Annotated in this window: 22 protein-coding genes and 2 pseudogenes; 7 read left to right on the top strand and 17 right to left on the bottom strand. The window is 37.6% G+C overall.

What is annotated here, in order from left to right:
• The first annotated feature begins 428 nt into the window (after positions 1-428).
• Entirely contained in the window at positions 429-1,085 is a 657-nt protein-coding gene (locus tag CYK55_RS01050) for a hypothetical protein (protein ID WP_126133812.1), read from the top strand.
• Between the two features lie 157 nt (positions 1,086-1,242).
• Here CYK55_RS01050 and CYK55_RS01045 read toward each other — a convergent pair whose 3' ends face one another.
• The 3 genes from CYK55_RS01045 to CYK55_RS01035 are packed head-to-tail and all read right to left on the bottom strand — an operon-like array spanning position 1,243 to position 3,494.
• Positions 1,243-2,016 carry an HAD family hydrolase gene (locus CYK55_RS01045; RefSeq protein WP_034689358.1) on the bottom strand — a complete coding sequence of 258 codons (774 nt, stop codon included), beginning with the start codon at positions 2,014-2,016 and terminating at the stop codon, positions 1,243-1,245.
• A gap of 14 nt (positions 2,017-2,030) precedes the next feature.
• Positions 2,031-2,663 carry a DNA alkylation repair protein gene (locus CYK55_RS01040; protein WP_034689361.1) on the bottom strand — a complete coding sequence of 211 codons (633 nt, stop codon included), beginning with the start codon at positions 2,661-2,663 and terminating at the stop codon, positions 2,031-2,033.
• 33 nt (positions 2,664-2,696) lie between these two features.
• On the bottom strand, positions 2,697-3,494 hold the full coding sequence (locus CYK55_RS01035; RefSeq protein WP_010734405.1) for a formate/nitrite transporter family protein: 798 nt from the start codon (positions 3,492-3,494) through the stop codon (positions 2,697-2,699).
• A gap of 323 nt (positions 3,495-3,817) precedes the next feature.
• Between CYK55_RS01035 and rpsD the strand changes: the two genes are divergently transcribed.
• A complete protein-coding gene (gene rpsD / locus CYK55_RS01030; RefSeq protein ID WP_010734406.1) occupies positions 3,818-4,429 on the top strand; it encodes a 30S ribosomal protein S4 in 612 nt (203 codons plus the stop codon).
• Positions 4,430-5,308: 879 nt separating this feature from the next.
• Positions 5,309-5,851 carry a biotin transporter BioY gene (locus tag CYK55_RS01025; protein WP_034689363.1) on the top strand — a complete coding sequence of 181 codons (543 nt, stop codon included), beginning with the start codon at positions 5,309-5,311 and terminating at the stop codon, positions 5,849-5,851.
• Positions 5,852-5,979: 128 nt separating this feature from the next.
• On the opposite strand, the gene CYK55_RS01020 is transcribed toward CYK55_RS01025, so the two are convergent.
• Genes CYK55_RS01020 through CYK55_RS01005 form a run of 4 tightly spaced genes read right to left on the bottom strand, consistent with a single transcriptional unit; the run spans position 5,980 to position 9,145 of the window.
• Positions 5,980-6,618, bottom strand: coding sequence for a DUF998 domain-containing protein (locus CYK55_RS01020; RefSeq protein ID WP_034689365.1), 639 nt, complete (start codon positions 6,616-6,618; stop codon positions 5,980-5,982).
• Positions 6,619-6,646: 28 nt separating this feature from the next.
• A complete protein-coding gene (locus CYK55_RS01015) occupies positions 6,647-7,408 on the bottom strand; it encodes a 3-oxoacyl-ACP reductase (RefSeq protein ID WP_034689367.1) in 762 nt (253 codons plus the stop codon).
• Positions 7,405-7,626 (bottom strand): DUF2829 domain-containing protein, encoded by a 222-nt coding sequence (locus CYK55_RS01010; RefSeq protein ID WP_010734410.1) that lies wholly within the window; start codon positions 7,624-7,626, stop codon positions 7,405-7,407. Before CYK55_RS01010 ends, CYK55_RS01015 begins: the two co-directional genes overlap by 4 nt.
• Positions 7,616-9,145, bottom strand: coding sequence for a helix-turn-helix domain-containing protein (locus CYK55_RS01005; protein WP_034689369.1), 1,530 nt, complete (start codon positions 9,143-9,145; stop codon positions 7,616-7,618). Before CYK55_RS01005 ends, CYK55_RS01010 begins: the two co-directional genes overlap by 11 nt.
• A gap of 433 nt (positions 9,146-9,578) precedes the next feature.
• Here CYK55_RS01005 and CYK55_RS01000 point away from each other — a divergent pair, with 433 nt between their 5' ends.
• On the top strand, positions 9,579-10,313 hold the full coding sequence (locus tag CYK55_RS01000; RefSeq protein WP_019723412.1) for an MIP/aquaporin family protein: 735 nt from the start codon (positions 9,579-9,581) through the stop codon (positions 10,311-10,313).
• A 409-nt stretch (positions 10,314-10,722) separates the two neighbouring features.
• Here the strand turns inward: CYK55_RS01000 and CYK55_RS00995 are convergent.
• The 5 genes and pseudogenes from CYK55_RS00995 to CYK55_RS00975 all read right to left on the bottom strand — a co-directional run.
• Positions 10,723-10,965, bottom strand: a pseudogene (locus tag CYK55_RS00995) (type II toxin-antitoxin system RelE family toxin); the annotation flags it as partial.
• 19 nt (positions 10,966-10,984) lie between these two features.
• Positions 10,985-11,218 (bottom strand): type II toxin-antitoxin system RelB family antitoxin, encoded by a 234-nt coding sequence (relB, locus tag CYK55_RS00990; RefSeq protein ID WP_034689371.1) that lies wholly within the window; start codon positions 11,216-11,218, stop codon positions 10,985-10,987.
• A gap of 312 nt (positions 11,219-11,530) precedes the next feature.
• Positions 11,531-12,427 carry a metallophosphoesterase gene (locus tag CYK55_RS00985; protein ID WP_034689372.1) on the bottom strand — a complete coding sequence of 299 codons (897 nt, stop codon included), beginning with the start codon at positions 12,425-12,427 and terminating at the stop codon, positions 11,531-11,533.
• Between the two features lie 18 nt (positions 12,428-12,445).
• Positions 12,446-12,805, bottom strand: a complete 360-nt coding sequence (locus CYK55_RS00980) for an iron-sulfur cluster biosynthesis family protein (RefSeq protein WP_010734414.1) — start codon at positions 12,803-12,805, stop codon at positions 12,446-12,448.
• A gap of 47 nt (positions 12,806-12,852) precedes the next feature.
• The gene (locus CYK55_RS00975; protein WP_034689374.1) at positions 12,853-13,431 is read right to left on the bottom strand and encodes a GNAT family N-acetyltransferase; all 579 of its coding nucleotides are present in this window, start codon (positions 13,429-13,431) and stop codon (positions 12,853-12,855) included.
• Positions 13,432-13,650: 219 nt separating this feature from the next.
• Here CYK55_RS00975 and CYK55_RS00970 point away from each other — a divergent pair, with 219 nt between their 5' ends.
• Both CYK55_RS00970 and CYK55_RS13920 read left to right on the top strand, forming a co-directional pair.
• Positions 13,651-13,947 carry a hypothetical protein gene (locus tag CYK55_RS00970; RefSeq protein ID WP_034689375.1) on the top strand — a complete coding sequence of 99 codons (297 nt, stop codon included), beginning with the start codon at positions 13,651-13,653 and terminating at the stop codon, positions 13,945-13,947.
• A gap of 67 nt (positions 13,948-14,014) precedes the next feature.
• Entirely contained in the window at positions 14,015-14,137 is a 123-nt protein-coding gene (locus CYK55_RS13920) for a hypothetical protein (RefSeq protein ID WP_268745025.1), read from the top strand.
• A 68-nt stretch (positions 14,138-14,205) separates the two neighbouring features.
• Here the strand turns inward: CYK55_RS13920 and CYK55_RS00965 are convergent, their stop codons facing one another.
• From CYK55_RS00965 to CYK55_RS00950, 4 genes and pseudogenes are all read right to left on the bottom strand, one after another.
• Positions 14,206-15,159, bottom strand: a complete 954-nt coding sequence (locus CYK55_RS00965) for a siderophore ABC transporter substrate-binding protein (RefSeq protein WP_034689376.1) — start codon at positions 15,157-15,159, stop codon at positions 14,206-14,208.
• Positions 15,160-15,180: 21 nt separating this feature from the next.
• A pseudogene (locus CYK55_RS00960) lies at positions 15,181-15,935 on the bottom strand (ABC transporter ATP-binding protein).
• Positions 15,932-16,891, bottom strand: a complete 960-nt coding sequence (locus tag CYK55_RS00955; protein ID WP_126133811.1) for an iron chelate uptake ABC transporter family permease subunit — start codon at positions 16,889-16,891, stop codon at positions 15,932-15,934. Before CYK55_RS00955 ends, CYK55_RS00960 begins: the two are co-directional and overlap by 4 nt.
• Positions 16,884-17,834: an ABC transporter permease gene (locus tag CYK55_RS00950; RefSeq protein ID WP_126133810.1), complete on the bottom strand. Its 951-nt coding sequence runs from the start codon at positions 17,832-17,834 to the stop codon at positions 16,884-16,886. The genes CYK55_RS00955 and CYK55_RS00950 overlap by 8 nt, the downstream gene beginning before the upstream one ends.
• Positions 17,835-18,217: 383 nt before the next feature.
• Here CYK55_RS00950 and CYK55_RS00945 point away from each other — a divergent pair, with 383 nt between their 5' ends.
• Positions 18,218-18,658, top strand: coding sequence for a YueI family protein (locus tag CYK55_RS00945; RefSeq protein ID WP_034689381.1), 441 nt, complete (start codon positions 18,218-18,220; stop codon positions 18,656-18,658).
• Between the two features lie 141 nt (positions 18,659-18,799).
• Here the strand turns inward: CYK55_RS00945 and gshAB are convergent, their stop codons facing one another.
• Entirely contained in the window at positions 18,800-21,085 is a 2,286-nt protein-coding gene (gene gshAB / locus CYK55_RS00940; protein ID WP_034689383.1) for a bifunctional glutamate--cysteine ligase GshA/glutathione synthetase GshB, read from the bottom strand.
• Positions 21,086-21,275 lie beyond the last annotated feature (190 nt).

The raw sequence follows: 21,275 nt of genomic DNA, 5'->3' as shown, positions 1-21,275 counted from the left end.
CGTATCTTATATTATAAGTGTTTTAGTAAAGAAAGGAAAGAGGTTGTAAAAGAAGCTCTTTTCTAGAATATTAGGAAAGGTCATTTGGAACTAACTAGCAACAGCTTTTTATAACTTTATTCTCTAACTATGTAAATTGACCAAAATTTATTTTTTTATTTTTTTACTAAGTAAACAATACATAGTGCTAAACCTGTGAAGAGCATAAACCAAAACAGAAATTAAAAAACTAAAACAACGTGTACAACAATGTCCCCCATGATATCACCTCCAGAATAAGAAAACATTCACCATCTAAAGAAAACGTTTTCTAAAAAGTTCACTAATGATAAAATATATAAGAATATAATAACATACTATTAAGGAAGTAACACTATGTTTTTTAAAAAAGTTTATACAGATTGGTTTAGCAACAACTATTTTATCAGTTGGGGGGAAGTACTGGTACGCCTCTAGTATCAGCTATTGAAATTAATAAAAATTCAACTCCTTTAGAAACAAATATCCAACAAAAGCAAGACCCTTTAGCTTTCGATAAAAATACAACAAGGATGAGTAAATATGTATTTGAAACTCTGAAATCAAATGCAAGCAAGTCAATAGGAGATTTGGAAAGTATTCGTGTAGATTTTACAGATGCAACATTTTATGATGAAAATGGTATCGAACTAAATAAAGATATTATTATTGAAAATATTAGCAAAGAAATTGAAGAATCTAAAAATCCTATTATTGGTATTTCTACTTGGAGAGAAGGAGGAAGTTGGACTAGTGGTTCCGGCTATTCAAGTTGTAAAGGTACAGCAATTCATGGTTTCTACTCTGGTTTTGAGCTTGTTTTCACAGCTGACTATACCAATCTACAAGGAAATTATGACCAAATTGATAGAATTTACAACGTAAATTGGGCTGGACTTGGTAATTTTTCTCTTATTTCTCAAGGTATATTCCGAGCAAAAGAACAATCTGGATATTCTGCATACGGTGGCGTTAAAGGCGGTTGGAATTTAGGAAATGTATCTAAATCATTATATTTATACTTCAGAGTAGGAAATGATACAGCTTGGATTGATAGCAATATGTAAAAGAATTATTACATAATTTAATTAGAAAAGAATAGTCACTTTAGTAATTCCTGTATCCTAACAGAAGAAAGAAAATAAACACAGAGGACATCCAATCAGAAAATTCTGTTGCATGTCCTCTGTTTTGTTAAGCGGATTGTCGAAGTATTTATTTGACCTAAATCAACGCTAACTCTTTCAATGCCTTCCAAATACCATCTTGATCATTCGTATCTGTCACCATTTTTGCTTCCGCTTGGACTTCTGGTACGGCATTCCCCATTGCCACCCCAATACCAGACATACGAAGCATTTCGCGATCATTTTGTCCGTCACCAAAACTGATGACGTCTTCTGGCGCAATCCCTACTCGATTGGCTAGGTTCATGATCGTTACCGCTTTGGAACCATCGTGTGGCACCACATCGACACTATTTTCGTGCCAGCGCACAAAACGGATACGATCGTAAGCACTGAATTGTTGGTCATAAGAGTGATCAAAGAAAGCTAATGCTTGATACACATCCTGTTTTTCAACAAAGTATTCGTCCAATTCTGGTAAGTGTGCACCAAATGAATGCATCGCATCTTCCATCATATCGATACGATTAGATGAAAAGCGTTTGATTGAATCTAAACTAACAAATGCTGTATCGATAGCCTTTTCTTGTGCTTCTTGAATAAATTGGTGTAATTGTTCTTGATCCAGCAAATTTTTATAGACTTGTTCATGATCCAAAAATCCGGCTGCACCGTTACATAGAATATAATTGCTAAATGCTAGATCACGGATAACTTCTTGTGCGTGAAAGCGACTACGCCCTGTAGCAATCGTCACTAAATGTCCATCTTTACGCAGTTTTTCCAAGGCTTCCCTCGTACTGTCCAATGCCTGTTTGTTGGAATCTAACAACGTGCCGTCGATATCAAAAGCAATTAATTTGCGTGTCATTCTATCTCGCCTCTCTATAAATACTTACTTGCTTCTCTCGTTGCAAGCTTACTTAATTCTTTTGTCAATTGTTCTTTTACCCAAAGTGGATTTGTTTTGCTATAGTCCCGCAACGCCCAACCAATAGCCTTTTGAATAAAAAATTCCTTTGTTGAACGATCTGCATGAATCGCTCGTTCGAGTAGAGCGACATCTGTCTGTTCTTTAAACCCTAGTTGCAGGGTAATCGCAATTCGTCTTAACCAAAAGTCTTCTTGACCTTCAAATAATTTGAAAACCGCATCAACTTCTTGGTGAAGTTTTCCCCACGTGCTGTAGACTTTTTGCCAAGAATCGATACTGTCCCACCATTCCTTCTGTGAGACAAGCTCAAGTAACCATACTAAGTTATCAAAAGAAAGACGTTTGACGTTCTTTTGGACTAAATCGATCGCTAAATACTGATACTCACGTTCTTCCTGCATATAATAATCTTTTACTAATAAAAGTAAGTCTGAAATAGGTATCTTCTGGCTTTCTTTTAAAAGAGCCTTTTGTAGTAACACTCTTTCTGGCTTAGGAACTCCCGCAAATCGGAAATGATGCTTCATGTAAGCTTCCATCTGCTGAGCTTTTTCTTTATTATTTGGAAAAACAATTGTCTCCAAGGGATGGCCTCCTTCGATTTTTAAAGGAACGAACTAGTCAACATAGGATGATTTTGATTGATTCAACCATGCATAACCTAACCCAATGACTAAACCACCGCCAACGTAATTCCCAATCAACGCAAAGGATAGATTGTGGATCACATTACCAACAGTCATCGCATCCATCTGCCCACCTGAAACAAAATAAGCTAATGTAAATGCCGGGAAGTTGGCAATAACGTGTTCATAGCCTAAAAAAGCAAAAATGAAAATAATGAAAACAATCGCTAAGACTTTCCCTGCATCATCTTTCATTCGCATACTAATCAATACCGCTGTATTTACTACAATGTTGGCAAACATTGCTTCTACCAAAATAGTTGTTGTCGGTTTCGTCAATTTGACCGCAATCGACTCTAACATATAATTATCCATTGGCAGATCTTGGAATGGTGTTGTCAAGGAAATTAAAAAGCCAAATAATACCCCACCAATCAAGTTAAATAAAATACAAGTAAACAGAATTTTTGCAGCTAGACCTAATTTTAACCGCTTACGTTGGACCCCGACCGACATATAAAGCATATTTGAGGTACCAAGTTCAGCATTCATGTATAAAATCATGACTAACGACCAACTAAACATAAACGCATAAAGTATTTTTCCAAATCCATGAGCGATATGCTCACCTTTGATCGCAATCGAAAAAGCAACAGCAGTTCCAAGTGTCAAGAACAAACTGGCTAATAAAGCACGCACGGCATAACGGGCGTAACTATTTCCGATCAAATCAACTTTCTTTTCGATTGATGCCTCAATCTTTTCAAACAACGGTGATACTGGGTTCATCTCTTTTCTCCTTTAAGATTTGTTCAATTATTTTCATGCTTTTGGCATATACCCTCTTATTCTATAGACAGAACTGGGGTTTGTAAAGCTTTTTTGCTACTTATTCTCTTGACATTGATAGGTCATATCGCTTATACTGTAATTCGTGTAAAATAATGCAGCAGAAAAATAATAACTCGTCCCTAGTTTGTTGCCCCGCTTCGGGTTCAATTGCGTAACCGCGGCTGCAAAGGTGAAGATTGAAGAACAAACTATACGATTATGAATTTTTTAACGGATTATTTTACTCCAAAAAATATAGTTATCTATTGGAGGAAATTTTAATGTCTCGTTATACAGGACCATCATGGAAAATTTCTCGTCGCCTAGGTATTTCATTATCTGGCACAGGAAAAGAATTAGCACGTCGCCCTTACGCTCCAGGTCAACATGGACCAAACAGCCGTGGCAAACAATCAGAATACGGTATGCAATTAACTGAAAAACAAAAATTACGTCATATGTACGGTATGAACGAACGTCAATTCCGTAACTTGTTCGTTAAAGCAAGCAAAATCAAAGAAGGTAAACACGGGGTTAACTTCATGATCTTACTAGAACAACGTTTAGACAATGTTGTTTATCGTCTAGGTCTTGCAACTACTCGTCGTCAAGCACGTCAATTAGTTAACCATGGTCATATCATGGTTGATGGCAAACGTGTTGATATCCCTTCATACCACGTTGCAGTTGGTCAAGTGATTTCAGTTCGTGAAAAATCACAAAACATCTCAACTGTAAAAGAAGCAGTTGAAGCAACTGTTGGACGTCCAGCATTCGTAAGCTTTGATGCTGAAAAATTAGAAGGTTCATTGACTCGTTTACCAGAACGTGACGAATTGTACCCAGAAATCGACGAAGCACTTGTCGTTGAATACTACAACCAAAGCCTATAATTCAACAAACTTTGGTACAAAAAAGCCGGCTATCTTTTGGATAGCTGGTTTTTTTAGATTGTGAAAAAGATGGATAGATCTAAGTAATAAGAAATAATGTCCCCGTGTCTTTTCTTCGCTCGGACATACATAAAAAGATAGAACTCAAAAAAACATACGTATTGCGTTGAGTCGAGTGCTATCTTTTTATGTTGGCTTTAGCAGGTTCAGGTGCATCCATGACTCGAACAATAGCAAGAGAAATCAATTTGTATTCGCTACTTGGGTGATAAAACAGCGAAGTTTTTGATATTCTCAATTGTTCTCTGAAGATACAGCTTTTAACTGCCACTTCCCAATTGGTTTAGATGAGGAAAAGAACATGTCCTCTACAGTGTGATGCTTCAAAATTCATAAACTGTCTTGCATCATTGCTTTTTCAATGAAATGTTTCCTCTAAGCAAGCAACTGCTTAATTTCTTCCTTTATCAATGGTGGATAGACATATTAACTTCTCACTTTCACAGTTGTTGATTATTGGCACATTCATTCGTCAAACAGCTTTTTGTTACCCATGGCAAAACGATGAATGTTCACTGGCCTTTTCAAGCAACAAACCAGTTCATTGACTAGGTTGGGCACCTATCTGTAGAAAGATCATGAATGATCATCCTCATTTTTCTATGTGCTTAAATATAGTTGATTATGTTATATAAAAATTATATCACGTATCAAAACACTTGCTATTCATACTTTTTCTCACATTTGGAAATTTTTTTTGTACGCTTACTTCTTATGTGCTTTTTCAAAATATACCATAAAGAGACTTTACATTTATTTTCTCTTCCTCTATAATTTCGTTAACCATAAAAATAAAAAAGGTTAACAAAAGGAGAACGGATGACAAAATCATTAAAAGAACTTATACTCGTTGCCGAATTTGCCGCAATCATTGCAATTCTTTCACAATTTGTTATTCCATTAGGATTGATTCCACTTACTGGTCAGACTTTTGCGATTGGCTTGACCGCCACTTTTCTTGGGAAACGTGCTGGTACTCTCGCAATTTGTCTGTACCTCTTATTAGGCTTGATCGGACTTCCCGTCTTTTCTGGCATGACTGGGGGAATGGGCATCTTATTTGGACCAACAGGTGGCTACCTTTTTGGTTTTATTCTTCAGTCTTTCGTCATTGGTTGGTGGATTGAGAAGACCAATTCTCGCTTTTTCCATGCTTGGTGTGCCAATCTATTCGGCTCTCTTCTTGCTTTAGCTGTAGGAACTCTTTGGTTATCGTTTAGTAGTCATTTGCCTGTTCAAACTGCTCTATTGAGTGGGTTCTTCCCCTTCTTGTTGCCAGAGTTGATCAAAAGTACTGGAGCGGCTTGTGCTGGCACTACTTTAAGAAAAAGATTACGATTCAACATTCAAAAATTAGTTTAAAAAATTAATAGGATAAAAAAGACAGACTTTAAAAATAAGCGATATCCGCCAAATAGAGCAACTACTTTTTGGCGAATATCGCTTATTCTCATAGCCAGACACTTCTATCATCATCTAGCTATACCATTTCATTTTTTCACTATCAGCTTATTATTCGTCGTATAGATGAAGGACAGAAAGAAAACAAAGGCTTGCAGTGGAAAGATCGCCATTCGCTCCGTCAACCCTAAAATATGCCATTCTTGTGCCATTCCAATTGGATTCAATGCGCCAAAGAAAGTGATCAATATGGCGGTTGCAATACATATTTTTCCTAACGTACGTAGTTTTTCTTGTTTAAGATAACCAAACCCAATAAGGAATAAAGAAGATATAGTAGTAAATACAACAAGGATCGTCACAACGATATGCATCATATTTTGGTAATTCATATCCACCTTATCGCCTGTCAATGGAAATAGTTTATAGCCTACCACTGTGGTGATTGCCATTGCAAGAAAGATCAGATAACCGATTCGAGTCATCCCATGATACTTTTCAAAGGCTTTCACGACCATTCCAATGACAAACAGTAAAAAGCCTATGCCATAGATAAGCAAGATCATATTCAATAAATTCGTATTTGGCGCACCAACGGCGGTTAAAGAACTGATGTCTGTCGTGATTGGATCATATGATCCCCAAAGGTATTGCCCAAGAAACACATGTACAAAATAAGCAACTGCACTAACCATTCCAAGAGGCATCAACCAATCGATCACTTTCATACGTTTCCCCCACTTATTTTTCTTTCAGCTATTTAAGCAACCATCCACCATCGATTGGAACGATTGCTCCATGGATATAACTCGCTTGAGGCGTCGCAAGAAATAACGTCAATTCTGCCACTTCTTCCGGCTGTGCCCAACGCTTAACAGGCGTTTCTTCTGCGACCCATTTGGCCATCTCTCCGTCACCTGCAAAATCAGCTGCATTCATCGGTGTTTGGATGGCACCTGGTGCGATGGCTTTTACACGTATCCCTTGCGCAGCATAATCAAGAGCTAACTGTTTCGTGAAGCCGATGATTGCGTGTTTGGCGCTCGTATACGCGATTCCACCACCGCCAGCCACCATACCTGCAATGGAAGCCATATTGATGATCGTTCCCGTTTGCTTTTCGAGCATATCAGGCAACACTTGTTTTGTTAATCGAAAGAGGCTTTTTACGTTGACCTCATAGATCCGATCCCAAAGTGTTTCGTCTGTTTCTAATAAAGGCTTGTAGCCATCAAGAATCCCTGCGGTATTCAATAAGATAGAAATAGCACCAGCTCTTTCATGACACGTAGTGACCGCTTGTTCAATCACTTCTTTTTGTGAAATATCACCGAGAAATGAGATAAAATGCGTAGGGTATTTTATGGCTAGTTCTTCCATCTTACCTAATTTCAGATCCACACCAAATACTTTCGCTCCTTGATTTAAAAAAGCTTCTGCTTGTGCAGCACCGATTCCTTGAGCGGCGCCTGTCACAAAGACGACTTGATTCGCTAAGTCCGGATAATGATTCGTCATTCAACGATCATCCAATCTTCTGCCAGAATATCGCAAACGGTTGGCGCAAAGCTAGAAAATCCTTCGTCGCTCGTTTTGATCAGAAAATAAGGCGTTACTGGACAACCATCAAATTCATCATCGGATACTAGAACAACATACAATTCAAATCCACTCCAACCTTTTCTAATAACCTTTGCACCTGTTTTTAACTGTGGCAATACTTCTTCAAATGTCATGATTTTTTCTCTCTTTCTTTATTTGGATTTCTTTGATTTTATCAAATAAACGGATATAATCCGAGAGTTCAAGTTCATCTGTGACGATGAAATAGTCTAGATCCGCCCAAGGTTTGCGATGGATCTTGCTTGTAGATAGTAGTAGATCGACCTCTCTTCCTCGATAATCCGCTGGTAAAAAGTACAACTGATACTCCTCTCTGAAAAAGTGCCTTAGGTTATCTTTTAGTAATTCTTCTTCAAAAAGAGGAAAGTCCGTCATCAGTAAAATAGTGACTTTTGGTAATTGTCGATCAAAAACACGCATCGTTTTTAACACGGTTAGATACCTTCGCATCAAGAATGTCGCATTCTCATAGACCCACTCGTCTGCACGTTGTGTCGCTCGATTGAAAAAATCCAACAACCATTGTTTCAATGACTCATTTTCACTAATGAAGTGTCTAGAAAAATTGCTACCTTCCCCATCAACCATTTCCTTCGCATGAGGAAACAAGTACGCGAACAGGTGACTACTAAGCAAATAGTTCTCTGCTTCTTTGGTGAATGATTCCTCTGCCAACTGCTTTTCTTCACAGTATGCTGCTAACGCATTCTTCATTTCTAATAGAGCTATAAAAGGCGCTGTTTGTTGTTTTCGGTGAAAAGCAAAAATCTGCTGACGGATGCCTGACGATTGATAATATTCTTCTCTGGTCATCAGCACTAAAAATAGTGCACCTAATTCTTCTTTTCCTTGGAAATAGTTTGGAAAAAAAGGCGCCATCCACTGACTAAATGCTTCAAAGAGTGGATTTTTTTCAATCAACTGTCGTTTTTTATTATTTAAAACCACAAAATGTTTTTGGGATTTACGTAAGAAAAATGCACCTAGCATATACTCTAATCGCCGTTTCTTGATCTCATTCAACCGAATATCAAAAAACTTTAAAATCTGGTCAGCAATTTGTTTGACGTCCTGTTGTGGAATAGTTTCGAAAGGCCAAACTTTGCCACGAAATAACTGCCAAAAAGTCATATGTAGGTATAATCGAATAATTTCTTCTTCTCCACACGCAATATAGCTTCCTCTTTTGAGTTGGATACCATACCTCGAAAATTGTTCTTTCCAATCATTGATTTTCCGATGAGCAGTTGACTCACTGATATAATGCTTTTGTGAGAATTGATAGAGCGTATGAAATTCTTCAAAAAAAATGTCGTGCAATAGCTGGTATTTAAGCGTACTTTGCACGAGGTAAATCAAAAAGCGTTCACGTTCAATAGGATCCAGAAAATCATAAAAATGATAACCCGATCGATGATTCTTCGTAAATAAAGATTGCTCTTTTCCACTGAATAATTGATAATTTTTGATCAATTCAACTAAATATCTGGTTACACTTCTTGCGTCTAGTTGAACCTTTTGTGCAAGTTGTGCCGCTGTGTGCCCGACCTGATCCTCAAAGCTTTCGAGTAAGAGCACTTTGTAATATAAGTCTTTGTCAAAACGTTTTAAGTACTCAGAAGACAAATACAACGACTTCACCCCTTATCGACTATTTTCCTCATTGTAGCATATAATCCTTATTGAAACACCAAAACAGGCAAGCTAATGAGGCATTCAATTAAAGTAATTCCCTTCTTTTTGTAGACGATTCACTCACAGTACATAGTGCGATTATTCGTTCCATTTCAGTTTCATTTTTTCTGAAATTTTCAAAAAATGTTTGTTGATAGCGACAATATTTGATAAAATCCACTATTTATTTTTGATATATTTATAGTTAGGGTTGGTGTTTTGTGTCATAGGGTTTTATCAATGTGTCGACTGTTGCTCGGATTTCTTTCTATAAAGAAGTCGTTTTTTATTTTGCACTTATCACGACAACAGAAGCACACCTCTTACGGAACACTTCACCCGCTGTGTTGTTGTTTCTTTTTTATATTTCAATAAAATTATGGAGGGTATTATGGATTATTCACTTATGACCCGTCTAGCGGCGGAACTACTTGGTACAGCATTATTGATTGTTTTAGGTAATGGTGCTGTCGCAAATGTAGATTTAAAAGGAACAAAAGGATATGGCAGTGACTGGATGCTGATTGCTGTTGGTTATGGTTTTGGCGTTATGATGCCAGCAATGATTTTTGGTGGCATTAGCGGAAATCATATCAATCCGGCATTTACGATCGCCTTAGCCTCGAATGGTTTATTCCCTTGGGCAGAAGTCGTACCTTATATCGTTGCACAATTACTTGGAGCAGCTCTAGGACAATTGATCGTGGTCGCTTGTTATAAACCTTACTATGATCAAACTGAAGATGTAAACCATGTCTTAGGAACTTTCTCAACGATCAACAGTGTTGGTTCTAAGTTCAATGGTTTCGTCAACGAATTCTTCGGTTCATTCGTTTTATTCTTTGGCGCATTAGGTATCACAAAAGCACCTTTCTTCCAAGATAACTTAGGAACAGCTCACTTAGCTCTTGGTTTCTTAGTTTGGACATTGGTCGCTTCACTAGGAGGCCCTACAGGTCCTGGATTGAACCCAGCACGTGACTTTGCACCTCGTTTGGTCCATGCACTTTTACCATTGAAGCACAAAGGTTCTTCACAATGGGATTACGCTTGGGTTCCAGTCGTTGCACCAATTTGTGCCGGTGTTGTAGCAGTATTTGTCTACAAAGCATTATTTATGGCATAAAATTAATGAGTACTATAAAAACGGGAATCTTTGGAAGCAATTCCTTAGATTTCCGTTTTTATTGATTTCAAAGCTAAAATCATCCTCTGATTGGCTTAATATCCTTTGAATCATCTTTATGCCAATTTCTATATTTATCGGATATCTTTCAATACTTGTTTTTAATCAAGTACAGGTAGCACCTTATCCAATCGGCATCACTCATACTTTACTTTTTGGCTTGGTACTCTTCGTGATTGGCGTGATAAGTTTTATCATTATCAAAAATAAGAATAAAATCTCGGGTAGATAAATCAATACAAAAGCACCTCATTCCTTTTTGAATAAGGTGCTTTTTGATTTGACTTTTAAAACATATTTGAATACAAAAAACCGAAGTGTATAACCGTTCACTTCGGAGCAGATTCTACTATAGATATATATTTTTTCTATGTCCTACTTCTAATGTTAAAACAATCAACTTTTCATCATCAATCTTTGCAATGACGCGATAATTTCCTATTCTGTAGCGCCATTTAACTGTGTAGTTCCCCACAAGTGGCTTACCTGAATATCCAGGATTTTTTGTGCCTTCGTTCTGTTTATGTAACCATCTTAAAATAGTTGTTGCTTCGAATTTGTCTAGTTTTCTTATTTGTCTATCGAAGGTAGGCGTTGTTCTTACAAGTAGCTCATTTTTTTACACCTATCTCATACTCCTCTAAAAGAACAGATAAATCATTTGATTTTTTATCTTTCAAATACTCTTCATAGGCTAAATCTCCTATCTTTGCATCATACGCATCTTCTAAAACATTTAATATTGTTGTTTTAAGTAATGCAGAGAGACTTTTTCCTTCAAATTTAGCCATTTCATCCAAAAATTTTTTCTCATCTTCTGTCACACGAACTGTAATTGTTACCATAATATCCCCTTAAATAAGGGTAGGATAGGGTCGTAGTTTGTAAATCAAAGAGAGAATTGAATCATTATGGACACAAATAAGACAAATGAACGATTAAGTATCAATTTAGACAAGTGAATTGAAAAAAGAAATTGCTAGCTTATTATCTGATGTAGCATTAGATTACATGATCGATGAAGTTGCCGAGTAGGATTGACGGAATAAAGTAGCGGAGATCAAAAATGAATGGGGATGATTGATGAAGTAAAACCAAAAAATACATAAAAGACCACCAAGTGTCATCTAAATCGATACTTGGTGGTCTTCAAATTTTCAGTAAGCAATCACTGTTACTGCTTGTTCAAACTCTTTTTTTAAATGTTGTAACTGGTATTCTTTAAATTCTGGACGATGTGTTCGTAATAATACGCGTAATTTCATTGGATTGTAGCGATCAATCAATTGATATTCATCGATAAAATCTCGTGTTAATTGCCATTCGTAATAATAGCCAAATGGTCGACAACTATAGGTCGTCCCTTGGAGTACTTTATCCTCAAACCGTCGATGCGTATGCCCAAAGACGACTTGTTGAAGATTATCGTATTGATCGAGTAGTTTTCCAAATGAAGCTGAACCTAAGAACGCATTGAGTTGGTTCCAACGTTCATAAGGCGCGTTTTGGTAAACAATGAATTCTTGTTTTGGAACAAAATGTGTTGATAAAATCACGTTCAATTTCTTTTTGTGTAGAGTATCCAATAATGATCGTGTTGCTTCCAATACTCGATCATTCACTTCTAGATCCGTTCCATCTCGCTCAATCAAGCGGTCATACCAGTACAAACGCTTCATCCGCACGATTTTCCTCACGTCTTTTTCTTCTGAGAATTGGTAATCATACCAACCATTGATGCCTAATAACACAGTTTTCTCATTTAATGGAATATAGCGCTCATTCAAAAAATGGACGTCTGGAAAATGACTGATCATTGCTTCGCCAGTAACATCAGCTAACTCATGATTGCCAAAATGGAAAGTCGTTGGTAGCCGCTCAGCAAAAAAGCCAACAACTGCGACACAGCGATCGACTTTATTGGCGGTATCCCCAGCCAGATGAAGTCGAGTAATCTTTTTTTGTTGTAAGACTTCCCATAAGAGCATTAATTCAGCTTCGCCAAATTGATTGATGTCCACATGTAAGTCACTAATGATTGCTAAATTTCCCATTCTTTTTCCTTCTAAATCTTAGATAGTTGATGTGACGATTTGGAGGTTATTTTTGATGATTCCCCCTGGTCCTTTCAGTTGCAGACTCTTGTAAGTTGGTTCTACTGCTAACGTTGTCGGGTTATCCAAATAAACAAGTGCGCTTTTCTTGATTTTGATTGGTCCCATTTGGGTATCGACTACTTCAGAATATAAGCTTAGATCTGCCGATGTTTCTTTTTCTACAATAATCAGACGAAAAGAAGTATCGATTTGGCAAGTGATCCGGCTATTCGCAAATGGTCCATCTCCGTCTTCAACATCTAGCAATAATTGTTCATTGTCATTCACTTTTCCACGAAGCAGTTCTTCCGCTTCTTTTGATACGATAAATTCCATCTTAATCACCTCAATTTTAGCTTAATGATTTTTGTACGAAGTTGCAACTAACTTGTTTTTGGGTGACCTTCCAACCAAGCTTTTTTGGTAATTCCTTTAAGAACGATTGAAATGATTTCTCCTTTTTCTCGTTTTGCATCAGGAATCATAGCTTCTTCTCTCATTCCTAACTTGTCCATCACTCGTCCCGATTTACTATTTTTTGTATTATGATAAGCAAAGATCCTTACGAGATCCATTTTTTCAAAGCCCAATTTCAGAAGCGCTTTTCCAGCTTCCGGCATGATTCCTTGTCCCCAATACTTTTTATTTAAAGCGTAACCTAATTCAGCCGTATCATCTCCTTCTTGTATCCGCAAATCAATCGTACCAATCATCTTGCGGTTTTCTTTCCATTCAATAGCATATTTTCCAAGCGGTGATGCCATAAAAAAATTCGCAACACTGATTTTTGTATCTTCGATCGACTGATGTCGAGGGAAAACAAAGCGGGTCGTTTCTACATCATGGGCATATTCAAATATGTCTTCTACGTCTTCCAATGTGATTGGCCTTAAAATCAGACGTTCCGTTTCTATGACACGATTTTCTGCAAACACTAAGTTTCGATTGATCAATAATTCCATGTGCCTCCCCTACCTTTTCCTTTAGTTTAAATTACTGTATCGAAATTCACGGAAAGAAGCAAGACAAAACTTAATATCTCCTTAAAATAACAGATCAACTATAGAAAAACGAAAAAACTTAAATAATCACTGAAAAAGAATAATTTTTTGTTCACGATTTAGTAACAAATTTTAGCTATTGTTATCTTAACAACTAAACAAGCGCTGGAGGTCTTACTTATGACAGAGTATATAAAAAGCATTTACTTTATTGAAGAAACACAGAACATCGAAGGATCTTATATTGAAGTTAAAACATTATTTGTTGATGAAGACAAAGAAAAAGCATTATCGATCTATCACAAATTAGCAAAGAAAAAACCAAACTACTTCGGATTGATCTTAAGTGAGTACAAAATCAAAGCGGAAGATAGTTATTTTTATCAACTTTTGAAACGTTGGTCAAAACTACCAGCTGACTTTTATCGTCAAGTCAAAATCGTCAATTATCAAACATTAGCCGAAACACACGCTTGATTCTATACTTTAAGCTTTTTCTAAGGTTCGCCTTGTATCCTTTTGTCAAATCAAAGGAGGCGATCTTATGTTCCGACAATGGCTTGCTCACTTGTTCCATGACCCTACCCCACGAATCGATCCTTATGAAGTCGATAATGAATTTACCCTTACACTAGATTTTCCTAATGATCAAACAATCACCCATTGAATAAGAAATGAACGAGTACTTATCTAGTTGATAGGCACTCGTTCATTTCTTGTATATTCATTGAAAAATTATTTTAGCGCTTGCTTGACGTCTTCAATCATCAAGTTCATTGATTCAAGTCCACCACCGCTCAAATACCATACATCTGATTGCAATGAAATTACTTGATCATTTTTACCGGCATCTGTTTGTGCTACTAATTCATTTGCAGCTACATTATCGTTGCTTGTATCTCCACCAATTGCTTGGGTACGATCAATCACAAATAAAATCCCTGGGTTCTTCTCTAAAACATATTCATAAGAAACACTTTGACCATGTGTAGACGCTTCGATTCGATCATCAGCTTGTTTAAAGCCAAATAAATCATGAACTAGTCCGAAACGTGAACCTGAACCATATGCCGAAAGTTGCCCTTCATTCACTAAAGTAACTAAAGCAGTTTGATCAAGCGCATTGGCTTTCTCTTTTACTTCATCGATTTGTTTAGTTAAATCTGTTAATTTTTCTTCTGCCTCTTTTTCTTTATCAAAAATCTTTGCCAATGTTGTCACATTTTCTTGCATAGATTTCCATGGGTTTTCTGCATCCATTGCTAAATACAGTGTTGGGGCAATTTGGCTCAACTGTTCCTGATAATCACTTTGACGACCTGAAATAATAATCAAATCTGGTTGCATCTCATTGATTTTTTCCAAATCAGGTTCTTTGATTCCTCCAGCAGATTCAACTTCTTGATATTTTTCTAAGTAAGCAGGTAAATTTTTAGTTGCCGCTCCTATGACTTTGTCTCCAACACCTAATGCATCAAGCGTATCTAATGATCCATTGTCGAACACTACAACTTTCTCAGGGTTTTGTTGCACTTCCACAGATTCCCCGTTGCTATCTTTGACTGTCAACATTGTATCCGTTGCGATAGTACTTGATGCTGTTGTTTCCCTCGTTTGTGCTTCGTTATTTCCACATGCTGCTAATCCTAAAGATGCCATGACTAAAAATCCTAAAACTATTTTCTTCATTTTGATGCTCCTTCGTAGTTTTTAGAAATAAAGACAAAATCTGCGTCCTTCGATTTCACAGATTCGAATGTCCATTTCGTATAATTGATCTAGTACTTCTTTTTTAATAATATCGTTCGTTTTGCCTTGTATAAATAACTTTCCTTGTTTCATTGCGACGATCTCATCGGCATAACTCGCCGCAAAATTGATATCGTGTAACACAATGATGATCGTTTTTCCTAATTCTTGTACAAGGCGCTTTAAAATTTGCATGATTTGTACTGCAAAATTCATATCGAGATTATTGAGTGGTTCATCCAGCAAAATGTAATCAGTATCTTGCGCAAGAACCATCGCAATATACGCTCGTTGCAACTGCCCCCAGAAAGCGTGTCGATCGTTTGGTCCTTCAGTTCTTCCAATCCTAGATGCTGGAGTGATTCTTCGATGATCTGATGGTCTTTCGTTGTCAGCTTTCCTTTCGAATAAGGAAAACGCCCGAACGATACAAGCTCCTCGACTGTGATTTTCATACTGATCTCATTGGATTGTTTCAAAATAGCTAGTTTTTTTGCCATCTCTTTGGACTTCCAAGCTTTTACTTCATTATGATCCAAGTAGATCTCACCTGCATCTTTAGGAATCAAGCGACTGATCATGGAAAGAACGGTTGACTTTCCCGCGCCGTTTGGACCGATAAAGGCTGTCAATTGTTGATCCGAGATTTCCAGTTGCAAGGCCTCGACGACCGTTTTTCCTTGGTAAGACTTCTCGACACTATTCAAATTGATCATCCCAGTTCCTTCCTTTCTCGAATCAATTTTGTAATAAAGTAAATACCACCCGTGAACTCCACAACCACACTGAGCGTCGTGTTCCAACCAAACACTTGCTCAACGATCAGTTGTCCCCCAGTCAAAAACAAGAAAGCAATCAAAAAACTTCCTAGTAGTAAAACACTATGACGATACGTTGCAAATAAACGATAGCTGACGTTTGCAACAATAAATCCAAGAAAAGTGATTGGTCCCACCAAAGCAGTGGCTGTTCCTGTCAACAAGCTGACACAGCAAAGAATAGAAAATTGAAAACGCTCTGTCTCAATCCCAAGGTTCGTTGCTTGATCCTTCCCTAGATGAAAGACATCCAGAAAATGTCTTTTATAAAAAAGGAACACCCAACAACAGCCAATCAACAATGCAGCAGGTAGGAGATAGGCAGTCTGGACATTACCGAAGCTAGCAAACAACTTCCCTTGCAACAAATCATATTCATTCGGGTCCATCACCACTTGTAAAAACGTACTGATACTATTGAAAAGTGTCCCTAAAATCATCCCCGTCATCAATAATAAGAATAAGTTAGGTGCTTCTTTTCGCAATAAAAAGAAAAACAATAACTGGCTTAAGCCAACCATCAATGCCACGTTGACTAAGAAAAAGCCTGTACCTGTTTGCTGAAGCATCGTCACCCCACCAATCAAGAAAAAGAGGAGGGTTTGAACAAGTACATAGAGGGAATCGAGCCCTAACACAGAAGGTGTCAAAAATTGATTTTGGGTAATCGTTTGGAAAATAACGGTCGCACTGCTTGTCGCAAATGCCACTAAAATGAACGCCATGATTTTTTTGCTTCGTAAGGCCCATGCAAAAGCCCAATTACCATACGTGTTGATTGTCAAATAGCCGATCGTCACGCCAATCACGAGTAGCGACAAAATAAAAAATAGACCAGTGATCTTTTTACCCATGCTTGCGCCCCCTTACTAACAAGTAAAGGAAAATCAAACCACCTATGATACCTACGATGACGCTGACTGGGATTTCATAAGGAAAAATCACAAGACGAGCGATCATGTCGCAGATAAGCAAAAAAATACTACCAAAAATGGCTGTGATCCCTAATGTTTTATGTACCTGATCCCCATAGAGCTTTGCTGTGATATTTGGAATGATCACTCCTAAGAAAGGAATCGTCCCAACCATGATCAAAGTGATCGCACTGGCTAAAGAAACTAGGCCAATCCCTAATAGTTGCATGTTGCGATAATTCATCCCTAAATTCACTGCGAACGATTCACCTAAGCCTACGATCGTAAATTGATAGGCAAAAAAAGACAATATAAGTAATAAAGGAATCGTTACATACAGTAATTCATAATTTCCCCGCATGACTGTTGCAAAATTTCCTTGTAGCCATGAAGACATGTTTTGTACTAACTGAAACTGATAGGCGAAAAATGTTGCAGCAGCCCCGATAATATTTCCTAGCATCACGCCGATCAATGGTAACATCAACTGATTTTTTTGTGGAAAAAATCGTGCAAAAGATAAAAATAAAAGCGTACCTGCAAAAGCAAATAAAAATGCAGTTGCTGAACGAATCCACAAAGAAGCATTCGGTAAAAAGAGCATCACCACTAAGATACCCAATCTTGCACTATCCATCGTGCCAGCTGTCGTTGGTGAGACAAATTTATTTTGAGTCAGATGTTGCATGATCAACCCACAAATACTACTCGTTGCCCCTACCAGTACTAAACAAATCGTTCGCGGAAAACGTGTCGCCAACAACAATTGCATACTCTGTCCTTCAAATCGGATAATCTCCATGAATTCAACTCGAGACACGCCAATAAATAGCGAACATATACTTAAAATAACTAACAAAACCATCAAGCGTCCCACGCGCATTTTCCTTTACCTCACTAACTGAGAATGATTCTCATTCTTATTCTAAGTGAAACATTGAACAAAAGCAACCGTTTTTTAATGAAATAAGAACAAGCTATGCAAATTTGAGAGTACGTGTACGGGACAAAAATAAAATTCCTTTTTGTTTCTGACCTTAAAAATGTGGGAAGTTATTTCTCAATTTCTGCCTTAATGCTTAGAGCTAAACGACTTTCTCACAACCTGGTTAAATCGTGATCCAAAAGCTAACCTTCAACACTAAGCTAGAAAATTACAAAATATGAAAAACAATTTTTTGATTTTCTAGCTTACTTCTCAGATCAAAACGCTTCAGTCACACCCTCTATGTTATAATGACTTAAAACAACAAAGGAGGAAATTGGATGGCATCAGATGAATTGAAAAATCATTTGGACAAAGGAATGTATGGCACGCCCTTGGTCAACCCAGAAGAACAGCATAAATACCTAGGTACCTTTCGTGAACGTTGCTACCTCAGTATGACCGTTGCTGAAATGAATGAGCCGACAAATAAAGAAAAGTTCCTAAAAGAACTCGAGAAACGACCAGAAGCATTTATTCTGATAAACGGAACCCTACCTCTGGAGATCCAGAATCAATACATCCAATTAGCAACGAAAAATCAAACGAAATTCACAGTTGTAAACGATCATGTTTCCGAAGATCCACAAAGCATTGGTCTACTGATTGCGACCAAAGAAGCGGTGAATGAGCCCGTTATTGACATAGAAGAAAAATATCCAACAAAGCCTGAGAAGGAAGCCCCAAAGAAAAAAAGCTTTTGGACGCGATTATTCAAGTGATTTCTAAAGGTAAACTAAATTTTTGTGTTTTTAATCAAAACTTGTCAGCGTTCGTATGTAGCTGTGGCAAAACAAAAAATCATTCACAAACTAGATAAATCTAGTGATGTGGATGATTTTTTTGTCCTACGAGTTCATGATTTATTTAGCCTCTTTTTGTCTGTTGATCACTTCAGGATACAACAGCTCTAAGACATTCATTGTCAGTCTTCTGCCTTGACCAGCAAATGGATAAACGTGCATGTGCATCGCTGGATTGAAGTTCGCTTCAATGATGCCGTAGGCTTGGTCATCTGTTTGAGGATCAATATCTTTATCAGGAATGATCAAATCGATGCCGCTGATTTTCGCTCCTAGGGCTTCCACTGCTTGCTGTGCAATTTGTTTATACGCGTCTGAAAATTCATCTGTTACGTCGATTGAATCGCCACCTGTACTGATATTGGAATTTTCGCGTAAATACACGATTTGATCTTTTTCAGGTACAGAATGGATGGTTAGTCCTTGCTCTTTTAACATCAACTGCTCAAGTTCACCTAACTGGATCAATTCCAATGGTGCACGATGGTGACTGCCTCTTAATGGATCTAGGTTTTTTTCAGCGACAAGTTCTTCCACCGTTCGTTTTCCGTCACCCACAACATTGGCAGGAACTCGAAGTAAGATGGCTTTTACTTGCCCATCGATCACAAAGAAGCGATATTCTGTTCCAGGCATGAATGCTTCAACTAGTACAGAAGTATCTTCGCGAAAGGCGATAGCTAAACCAGCATGGTAATCTTCTAAAGATGCTCCTTCTTTGAAGATCGTGATCCCTAACCCGTAATTTGTCGATTTAGGTTTAATAACAAAGGCTTGTTCTGCAAATCGTGGATAAGCGTTCAAAGCCTCTTCGATTGAAGTAAATTCGGCTCCTTCAGGTACACGGAATCCGGCCTCTTTTAGCACTTTTTTAGTGACTGTTTTATTTTCCATGATCAATGGCACAATGTAGCTGTCTTTACTTGTCATATTGGCATTTTTCACATATTCGATATGCTCTTGATGCTGCAGACGTAAAAATTGATCTGATTCATCTATGACCTGTACTTCGATGCCCTTTTGGATCGCATCAAACATCAGAATCTGTGTCGACAGTTCCATGTCACGAAATCCCGCTAATTGGTACGAACGTTCATGACTTTCTTCTTCATACTGTTTTCCTAGAGTATAAGCAAAGTCATGCTGGCTTGTTTGTTGTGCTTGCTGATAAATCTTGCCTGCCAATGTTTCACGTGGTTCATTCAATTGTGCGATCATGTCATCGATCAATGGTAGGCGTTCGGATTGTCCTAAAGCTCCAAGCATCTCTTTCATTCCTTGAAGAAGCAGCATTCCTTCATCATAAAAAGCAGTTTGATCCATAGGATTTTCTAAAGCTACATGTTCATTTCGCTGCTCGCCTTCTTCGACCCATGCATCGACTGCTACATCATGTTCCATCCATAGCATATACATTAAGAACGATTGTAAAAACTGAACTTGTGCTTGACTGATCCCTACACGTGCGTAAGGATTTAAATCAATATTTCTCAGTTCAATATAGCGAATACCTGATTTTGCTAAATCAGCTACACGTTTTCCACCACGAAAACGGATCGGTGCATAGAATTCTTTTTCTTCGGATAACTTGCCTTCTTCCACCATTTTTTCAATATCGGTTAAATATTGTTGCATTGACGCATAGGATACTTTGACATTCGGATGGTTCGTATAACCATAGGAACTATTACGAATACTGCGTACCGGTTCTGCTGGTGCTGGCTTGCCTACAAAATAGTGGTCTTCACTTAGAGGTGACGCCCCAAACAAATAAGTGATCAACCAACGATAACGCAAGAAGTTCTGTGCTGTTTTAAAATATAATTCTGTTTTAAATGCTGCAAAGTCGGTAAACTCTGTTTGTTGTACAAACAAGGATTGTAAAAGATCATCACCAAACTCAAAGTTGAAGTGAATGCCGCTGACCATTTGCTTGCGTTTGCCATATTCCTTTGCTAAATAACGACGATACAAGACATCTTCAAAATTAGAAAGCTTCGCAATCATGATCTCTTCGTCTTTTTCAGGTAAAGCCGGAGGCATGCTTAAAGGCCAGATCATTTCATCATCTGCCATTGAGCGTGAAGCAACGTCGTAGATTGCTTCCAAGTATTTGAAAAGTTCGTTGATAGAATCCGTGACCGGAGTAATCAATTCGACTTGAGTTTCACTAAAATCTGTCTGGATGTATGGATGATACGTACGATCCCCAAAAATCTCAGGATGATCGGTTGTTGCCAACTTTCCAGAGAAGTTCACACGTTGCCCTTCACGTTCAACCCCAAAACGAGCTTGACTAATGAACGGCAGTGAACGAGGATGCAATAATAATTCTTTATAGTTCATGGTTAAATGTCCTCCAATTCATATGTTACATTATAGTAAAAACCGCCAAGAAAAAGAATGAAATTGTTTTAAAATGAGAAAAAAGGGGGTGTTTTTTTTTTTTACAGCTGATATTGTAGGAAAATGACTTCAAACTGAACAATAAGATAGCACATAGCCAGACAGGATAGTCAAAAAAATCACTGGTTCA

Origin of the sequence: Enterococcus mundtii, from assembly GCF_003957375.1 — a bacterium.
GTDB classification, from domain to species: Bacteria; Bacillota; Bacilli; order Lactobacillales; family Enterococcaceae; genus Enterococcus_B; species Enterococcus_B spodopteracolus.
Note: the sequence above shows the minus strand (reverse complement) of the source record. Positions and strands in the feature narration are given on the sequence as shown.

What these genes read in the sequence shown, in the direction of transcription:
- CYK55_RS01045 (WP_034689358.1), bottom strand. Translation starts at nt 2,016, where the DNA reads ATGACACGCAAATTAATTGCTTTTGATATCGACGGCACGTTGTTAGAT.
- CYK55_RS01035 (WP_010734405.1), bottom strand. Translation starts at nt 3,494, where the DNA reads ATGAACCCAGTATCACCGTTGTTTGAAAAGATTGAGGCATCAATCGAA.
- rpsD (WP_010734406.1), top strand. Translation starts at nt 3,818, where the DNA reads ATGTCTCGTTATACAGGACCATCATGGAAAATTTCTCGTCGCCTAGGT.
- CYK55_RS01025 (WP_034689363.1), top strand. Translation starts at nt 5,309, where the DNA reads ATGACAAAATCATTAAAAGAACTTATACTCGTTGCCGAATTTGCCGCA.
- CYK55_RS01020 (WP_034689365.1), bottom strand. Translation starts at nt 6,618, where the DNA reads ATGAAAGTGATCGATTGGTTGATGCCTCTTGGAATGGTTAGTGCAGTT.
- CYK55_RS01015 (WP_034689367.1), bottom strand. Translation starts at nt 7,408, where the DNA reads ATGACGAATCATTATCCGGACTTAGCGAATCAAGTCGTCTTTGTGACA.
- CYK55_RS01010 (WP_010734410.1), bottom strand. Translation starts at nt 7,626, where the DNA reads ATGACATTTGAAGAAGTATTGCCACAGTTAAAAACAGGTGCAAAGGTT.
- CYK55_RS01000 (WP_019723412.1), top strand. Translation starts at nt 9,579, where the DNA reads ATGGATTATTCACTTATGACCCGTCTAGCGGCGGAACTACTTGGTACA.
- relB (WP_034689371.1), bottom strand. Translation starts at nt 11,218, where the DNA reads ATGGTAACAATTACAGTTCGTGTGACAGAAGATGAGAAAAAATTTTTG.
- CYK55_RS00985 (WP_034689372.1), bottom strand. Translation starts at nt 12,427, where the DNA reads ATGGGAAATTTAGCAATCATTAGTGACTTACATGTGGACATCAATCAA.
- CYK55_RS00980 (WP_010734414.1), bottom strand. Translation starts at nt 12,805, where the DNA reads ATGGAATTTATCGTATCAAAAGAAGCGGAAGAACTGCTTCGTGGAAAA.
- CYK55_RS00975 (WP_034689374.1), bottom strand. Translation starts at nt 13,431, where the DNA reads ATGGAATTATTGATCAATCGAAACTTAGTGTTTGCAGAAAATCGTGTC.
- CYK55_RS00970 (WP_034689375.1), top strand. Translation starts at nt 13,651, where the DNA reads ATGACAGAGTATATAAAAAGCATTTACTTTATTGAAGAAACACAGAAC.
- CYK55_RS13920 (WP_268745025.1), top strand. Translation starts at nt 14,015, where the DNA reads ATGTTCCGACAATGGCTTGCTCACTTGTTCCATGACCCTACCCCACGA.
- CYK55_RS00965 (WP_034689376.1), bottom strand. Translation starts at nt 15,159, where the DNA reads ATGAAGAAAATAGTTTTAGGATTTTTAGTCATGGCATCTTTAGGATTA.
- CYK55_RS00955 (WP_126133811.1), bottom strand. Translation starts at nt 16,891, where the DNA reads ATGGGTAAAAAGATCACTGGTCTATTTTTTATTTTGTCGCTACTCGTG.
- CYK55_RS00950 (WP_126133810.1), bottom strand. Translation starts at nt 17,834, where the DNA reads ATGCGCGTGGGACGCTTGATGGTTTTGTTAGTTATTTTAAGTATATGT.
- CYK55_RS00945 (WP_034689381.1), top strand. Translation starts at nt 18,218, where the DNA reads ATGGCATCAGATGAATTGAAAAATCATTTGGACAAAGGAATGTATGGC.
- gshAB (WP_034689383.1), bottom strand. Translation starts at nt 21,085, where the DNA reads ATGAACTATAAAGAATTATTATTGCATCCTCGTTCACTGCCGTTCATT.